This is a genomic window from Marinobacter sp. (assembly GCF_041686475.1).
GTDB lineage: Bacteria > Pseudomonadota > Gammaproteobacteria > Pseudomonadales > Oleiphilaceae > Marinobacter.
In genome coordinates this window covers 1-5,730 of record NZ_JAWLDU010000099.1, presented here as the reverse complement: position 1 = coordinate 5,730, position 5,730 = coordinate 1, and the positions used below count along the sequence as shown (strand labels likewise).

Annotated in this window: 7 protein-coding genes; 3 read left to right on the top strand and 4 right to left on the bottom strand. The window is 59.8% G+C overall.

The genetic code is table 11. The features are described from left to right. Together ACESMB_RS14350 and ACESMB_RS14345 are read left to right on the top strand one after the other, a co-directional pair. Positions 1–468: ATP-binding cassette domain-containing protein (locus ACESMB_RS14350; protein ID WP_372971914.1), on the top strand; the 468-nt coding region annotated here is incomplete at its 5' end. A gap of 1 nt (position 469) precedes the next feature. Continuing rightward, a complete protein-coding gene (locus tag ACESMB_RS14345) occupies positions 470–1,273 on the top strand; it encodes an ABC transporter permease (RefSeq protein ID WP_372927611.1) in 804 nt (267 codons plus the stop codon). A 129-nt stretch (positions 1,274–1,402) separates the two neighbouring features. On the opposite strand, the gene ACESMB_RS14340 is transcribed toward ACESMB_RS14345, so the two are convergent. The 3 genes from ACESMB_RS14340 to ACESMB_RS14330 are packed head-to-tail and all read right to left on the bottom strand — an operon-like array spanning position 1,403 to position 3,865. Further along, positions 1,403–2,074, bottom strand: coding sequence for an ATP-binding cassette domain-containing protein (locus ACESMB_RS14340; RefSeq protein ID WP_372927612.1), 672 nt, complete (start codon positions 2,072–2,074; stop codon positions 1,403–1,405). After that, a complete protein-coding gene (locus tag ACESMB_RS14335) occupies positions 2,067–2,843 on the bottom strand; it encodes an ABC transporter permease (RefSeq protein WP_372971913.1) in 777 nt (258 codons plus the stop codon). The genes ACESMB_RS14340 and ACESMB_RS14335 overlap by 8 nt, the downstream gene beginning before the upstream one ends. After that, positions 2,840–3,865: an ABC transporter substrate-binding protein gene (locus tag ACESMB_RS14330; RefSeq protein ID WP_372971912.1), complete on the bottom strand. Its 1,026-nt coding sequence runs from the start codon at positions 3,863–3,865 to the stop codon at positions 2,840–2,842. Before ACESMB_RS14330 ends, ACESMB_RS14335 begins: the two co-directional genes overlap by 4 nt. Before the next feature lie 265 nt (positions 3,866–4,130). Between ACESMB_RS14330 and ACESMB_RS14325 the strand changes: the two genes are divergently transcribed. Further along, on the top strand, positions 4,131–4,808 hold the full coding sequence (locus tag ACESMB_RS14325; RefSeq protein WP_285390368.1) for a response regulator transcription factor: 678 nt from the start codon (positions 4,131–4,133) through the stop codon (positions 4,806–4,808). A 37-nt stretch (positions 4,809–4,845) separates the two neighbouring features. On the opposite strand, the gene ACESMB_RS14320 is transcribed toward ACESMB_RS14325, so the two are convergent. Continuing rightward, the coding region (locus ACESMB_RS14320) for a hybrid sensor histidine kinase/response regulator (protein WP_372971911.1) at positions 4,846–5,730 on the bottom strand (885 nt) is incomplete at its 5' end.

Genomic DNA, 5,730 nt, shown 5'->3' with positions numbered 1-5,730 from the left:
CTGGACCTGGATCTGACCGTACGTCAGAACCTGCTTTATCACGCAGCGCTTCATGGCCTGTCCCGCAAGGAGGCCCGTCTTCGGGGCGACCGCGAGCTTGAGCGTTTCCAGCTGCTGGATCGGGCCAACGAGCCTGTGCGAAAGCTCAACGGCGGCCACCGCCGGCGGGTGGAGATCGCCCGCGCCCTGCTCCATGAGCCTTCCCTGCTATTACTGGATGAACCCACCGTCGGGCTGGATGTCGCCAGTCGCCGTGGACTGAACGATCACGTACGCACGCTCTGTGAGTCCGATGGTCTGACCGTGCTCTGGGCCACACACCTGATCGAGGAGGTTCGCCCGGAAGACCGGGTGCTGATTCTCCATGAAGGCAAGCTGCTGGCCGACGGCGCGGGACATGACATCTGCGAAGCCGAAGGCACCCGCGACCTGGCGGAGACCTTCCACACCCTGACAGGAGCCGGTTGATATGAACGCGGCGCATTACTGGCACTGTTTCGTCGGCATCCAGACCCGGGAATGGCTGCGCTTCTGGCAGCAGCGCACCCGCTTCGCCAGCGCCCTGGTAAGGCCGCTTTTATGGCTGGTGGTCTTTGCCGCCGGCTTCCGCGCGGTGCTGGGCATTTCCATTATCCCGCCCTATGAAACGTACATCACTTACGAGACCTACATCGCCCCCGGACTGTGCGGGATGATCATCCTGTTCAACAGTATGCAGGGTGCGCTGTCCATGGTGTATGACCGGGAGCTGGGCAGTATGCGGGTGCTGCTGATGAGCCCGCTGCCAAGGCCATTTCTGTTGGTAACGAAGTTGTTAGCAATGGGGGTGGTGTCGGTGGGGCAGGTGTATGTGTTCCTGCTACTGGCGTTGCTGGTGGATGTGGAGCCACCGCTATGGGGCTATCTGGCCGTGCTGCCGGCGCTCATCCTGACCTCTTTGATGCTGGGCGCGCTGGGCCTGCTGATTGCCACCTGGATCAAGCAACTGGAGAACTTTGCCGGGGTAATGAACTTCGTTATTTTTCCCATGTTCTTCATGTCTTCAGCGCTGTATCCACTATGGCGCATGAACGAAGCCAGCCCCTGGCTCTACTGGATCTGCCAGTTCAACCCGTTTACCCATGCGGTGGAAGCCATCCGGTTCTCCCTGTACCTGGAGTGGAACCCGATGGCCTTCGGTATAACCGCGGGCGTTACTATCGTTCTGTCACTGCTCGCGACTGCCGGCTTTCGGCCTCAGCGGACCAAGATTCTTGGCGGAAAGCCTGCTTAAAGGTTGGGGCGATTAGCGGACAGGGCTTTCCAAAACTGTGCGGAGCCATGGATGGCGGAGCTCAAGCGTCACATGGATGTGCTTGAGCGTGTTTTGGAAAGCCCTGCCCGCTAATCGTCTTGCACCAGATCAGGAGCCTGCCAAATCCAGCCGCCGCAACTTCCCCAACAGACCATCAATCAACCCGGGCTCGCCAATCCTGTCATCCCATTGCAACCGCGCCGGCTTCCCATCCAGATACCACAACCGATTCGCCAGAATCTCCGCATCACCCCCATCATGGGTGACACAAATCATCGCCATCCCCGCATTGGCATCCAGGATCCCCGCAATCAATGTTTTCAATTCACCCGCCATCACCGGGTCCAGCGACGCAAAAGGCTCATCCAGCAATAGCAGATCGGGTTTCACCGCCAGGCAACGCGCCAGCGCAGCTCTACGGGCCATACCCAGGGACAGCTGATCCGGCAGATAGTGGCCGTACCCCCTAAGACCGACACTGGCCAGATGAGCTTCCGCTTCCTCCGAACTCGCACCGGCCAGCCGTAGATTGGCGTTCAGGGTTCGCCATGGTAAGAGCCGATGCTCCTGAAACAGGTAACCCACCCGGAGTTTTTCACGACCAATAATGGCCTCCGCCGGAATGGATTTATCCAACCCGGCGATGGCGTTCAACAGCGTGGTTTTGCCAATCCCGGACGGGCCCAGCAGACAGATCCGGTCACCCCGTTCTATGGTGGCAAACACCTCTCCCAGTACAGGCTGCCCAAAGCTGCGCCCGGCAATCCGCAGTTCAAGCATGGGCAGCCTCCGGCTGGCGCCAGCGGCTGGAGCGGCGTTCGAGGGGCTGCAGGATGGCCAGTTCGATGAGCTGGACCACGGCAATAAACGCCAGGCTGTAAGCGAGGATGGCGGCTACATCGAATACCTGGAAAGCCATGTGCAACTGGAAACCGATGCCATCCGAGCGGCCCAGCAACTCCACCACCAGGACAATTTTCCAGATCAGGGCCAGTCCGCCCCGGGTGGCCGCCATGAGGTAGGGGAAGAGTTGCGGCACCCAGACTTCACGGAACCGCTGCCAACGGCTAAAGTCGTAAACCGTGGCCATTTCCTCAAGCCGGTAATCCAGGCTGCGTGCACCTTCGCGGACGGTGACCGCGACATTGGGTACTTTGTTGATCACCACAGCCATCACTGCAGCCACTTCCACCAGGCCGAACCAGACGTACATCAGGATGATGGTGACCAGCGCCGGCAGGTTCAGCAGCAGCACCAGCATGGGGTCAAACAGTGCATTGGTGGTTCTGGACCGGCCCATGACGACGCCAATCGCGGTGCCAAGCAGCATCGCCAGCGTGAAGGCCACGATGACGCGCCCCAGGGTGGCGCCCAGGTGGTGCCAGAGTTCGCCGGAGGCGGACTCCCGTAACAGAGTGTCGAGCACGTTGACTGGCGTGGGAAGCAGAGGGGACTTGAGAAACCAGGCAACCAGCGCCCAGACCAGGACGAAAGAAGGCAGCACTACCCAGTAGCTCCAGGTCGGCGGGCGACCCGAGTGACTGCTCACGGCTGGCCCCGGTGGAACAGGTCTGCCGACATCAGGTTGTCTGAATCGGCGCCGGTGAGGGTCTGCAACCGATGCAGATCGGCAATCCGGCGGTCGGTCCGGGGTGCCGGGGTGCCGGCGACGAAGCCGTCTTTCAATGCCTCAAATACCCCCTCTGCCGGCTCGCCCATTAACGGCCGCAGCCGCTGCCAGTGTGATTCGTCTTCCGCCAACTCGGCTTTGGCCTGGCGCAGGGACGCAGCAAAACCGTCAACCAGAGAGCGATGATCCTCAGCCCAGTCTGCCGGAAACACGTACCCCAGGACGGGCAGGTTCCGGTCCAGCTCCAGCTCGGCCAGCAGGTCCGCCATTCCGAACGCGGAGCGCCAGCCGCCCTCCCCCATCAATCGGGCCGCGAAATGCCAGTAGGTGACAATTACGTCCACCTGATCCCGCTTCAGGGCCTGGCTCAACAATGGCGGCGCCGCGAACTGGACCTCGGCGGATTCGGTCAGGCTGATCCCCTGCTGGTCTGCAACCTTCTGGAGCAGTATCCAGCCTTTGCTGTCGGGGCTGCCAGCAACGCCGATGCGCTTGCCGGCCAGGTCGGCTACGGTGCGAATATCGGAATTTTCCGGCACCACGATATCGCCAATCCGGGACGAGAACGGCACATACAGGTAGGGTGCCCCCGCCTGGAAACGGGACTGCGCCCAGAGCAGGTCCGCCACAGCGCCGTTCACCGAGCCACTGGTCACGGCCAGGCGGGAGGCCGGGAGGTTGGCCACCAGTTTCAGCTCCAGGCGATAGCCGTTTTTCCGGTCCAGCTCCCGGTGAAGAATGTGGTCCAGTTCCCAGTGGGCGGTACCGAATTGCAGCACGCTGACGGACATCGACGGCAGCTGCCCATCGGCTTCGTCACTGGCGTGGGCGAACCCTGCCAGCAGGAATACTGACAAAATACCCAGGATTGCCCGCAGGAACCATCTGGCTGGGGCAGCAAAGGATTCAGGATCAGGCGTTGTTATCGGTTGTTGGTTCATCCCTCCACGATACGAAGCCGGCTGCCACGCAAGAATAGTACTTTGGTGCCTGTTTTTTGGTGCGATGGTCGCATTCAACCTGAGGCGCAGATCGCGTGTAATGAAACAATCACAATAATAAACAGAGCATCGATCCGGGTTCCGGAGATTCTCTGCACAGGAGGCCGCCATGCTTAATGAGCTCGATGCCGCACTCTCATCTGAAAAACGCTATGATAAGTTGGACACAGCCCCGAATAATGACAACAAACAGGTAGAAGCATCCATGGAGCCGGCCTACAAGATTCTGATCGCCGACGACCACCCACTGTTCCGTGAAGCCATCAGTAGTGTGATTTCCTCAGGCTTCAGCGGTAGCGAAATCATCGAAACCGCGGACCTGGACAGCGCCCTGGAGATTACCCGCGAAAACGACGACCTGGACCTGATCCTGCTGGACCTGAACATGCCCGGCATGCACGGCCTGAATGGTCTCATTTCCCTGCGTAACGAAGCGCCCACCATTCCTGTGGTGATTGTGTCGGCGGAGGAAGACAAACAGGTGGTGCTCCAGGCCATCACCTATGGCGCCTGCGGGTTTATCACCAAATCCTCGCCCCGGGCCCAGATGACCGAAGCCATCCAGCAGATCCTCAACGGCAACGTCTACCTGCCCTCGGACATCATCCGTACCGGCAAGGAAAGTACCAGCCGCCGCAGCCGGCATGAGGACAACCCGATCTCGCCGGAACTGCTGAACTCCCTCACCCGCCGCCAGTTGCTGGTACTGGAACGCATGTCCAAGGGCGAGTCCAACAAGCAGATTGCCTACAACCTGAATATTGCTGAAACCACGGTAAAGGCCCACGTGTCGGCGATATTGCGCAAGCTTGGGGTTCATAACCGGGTGCAGGCGATTCTTTCGGCGAGTGATGTGGATTTCAGTCAGTATTTGAAGCGGTAGTGTTCTTCGGCATAATCCGACAGGATCCCGAGCACCCTCACCCTCTCAGCAGGTGATTCAACGCACTCCGCAGCTTCAACGGTTTCACCGGCTTGTTCATCAGCAAGTATCCCAGCTCACGAATATACTGCTTCAGCTCATTGCTGTAATTGGCGGTAATCATCACCACCGGTGCGGGGCAGTGTCGGCGGCCGTTGATGTTGGCGACCACGTCCACACCGTTCTCGTCGTTATCCAGGTGATAGTCCGCCAGGATCAGGTCCACAGGGCTTTTGGCCGGGTCCAGTTGGCGCTCCAGGTCTTCCAGGGAAACCGCTGACACCACCTGGCAGTCCCAGCCTTCCAGCAATGTCTGCATGCCCTGGCAGATGGCGTGATCGTTATCAATTACCCAGATCCTGGCGCCGCCAAGACCGCTGTCACTGAAAACTGTCCGGCTTTCATCCTGCGTCCGTGTTTCAGGCTGCAATCGCCCGAGGGGAACCTTCACACTGAACACCGAACCCTTACCTTCAATGGAAGACACCGTTACTTCGTGACCCAGAATCCGCGAGATCTTGTCCACGATCGCCAGGCCGAGACCCAGGCCCTTGTCCGGCTGCGAGCCGGCCGGACGAATGCGTTTGAACTCCTGGAAAATTTCAGTCAGCTTGTCCTGGGGAATCCCCGGGCCGGTATCCCATACCTGCAGCAACACGTGATCGCCCTGCCGGCGGCATCCCAGCAAGATTCTCCCGGTGCCGGTGTAACGGATAGCGTTGGTGAGGAAGTTGCGGAGAATACGCGCCAGCAGCTGCGAGTCTGACTCTACAATGGCTGATGAGGGCACGAAATCCAGCGTCAGCTGCTCCGCCATTGCCATCTGCCGGAACTCACGGGCAATATTGTTCAGCAGGTCCCGCAGGTCAAACGCCATAATGTC

Coding starts and splice junctions, on each gene's coding strand:
- ACESMB_RS14345 (WP_372927611.1), top strand. CDS start 470: ATGAACGCGGCGCATTACTGGCACTGTTTCGTCGGCATCCAGACCCGG.
- ACESMB_RS14340 (WP_372927612.1), bottom strand. CDS start 2,074: ATGCTTGAACTGCGGATTGCCGGGCGCAGCTTTGGGCAGCCTGTACTG.
- ACESMB_RS14330 (WP_372971912.1), bottom strand. CDS start 3,865: ATGAACCAACAACCGATAACAACGCCTGATCCTGAATCCTTTGCTGCC.
- ACESMB_RS14325 (WP_285390368.1), top strand. CDS start 4,131: ATGGAGCCGGCCTACAAGATTCTGATCGCCGACGACCACCCACTGTTC.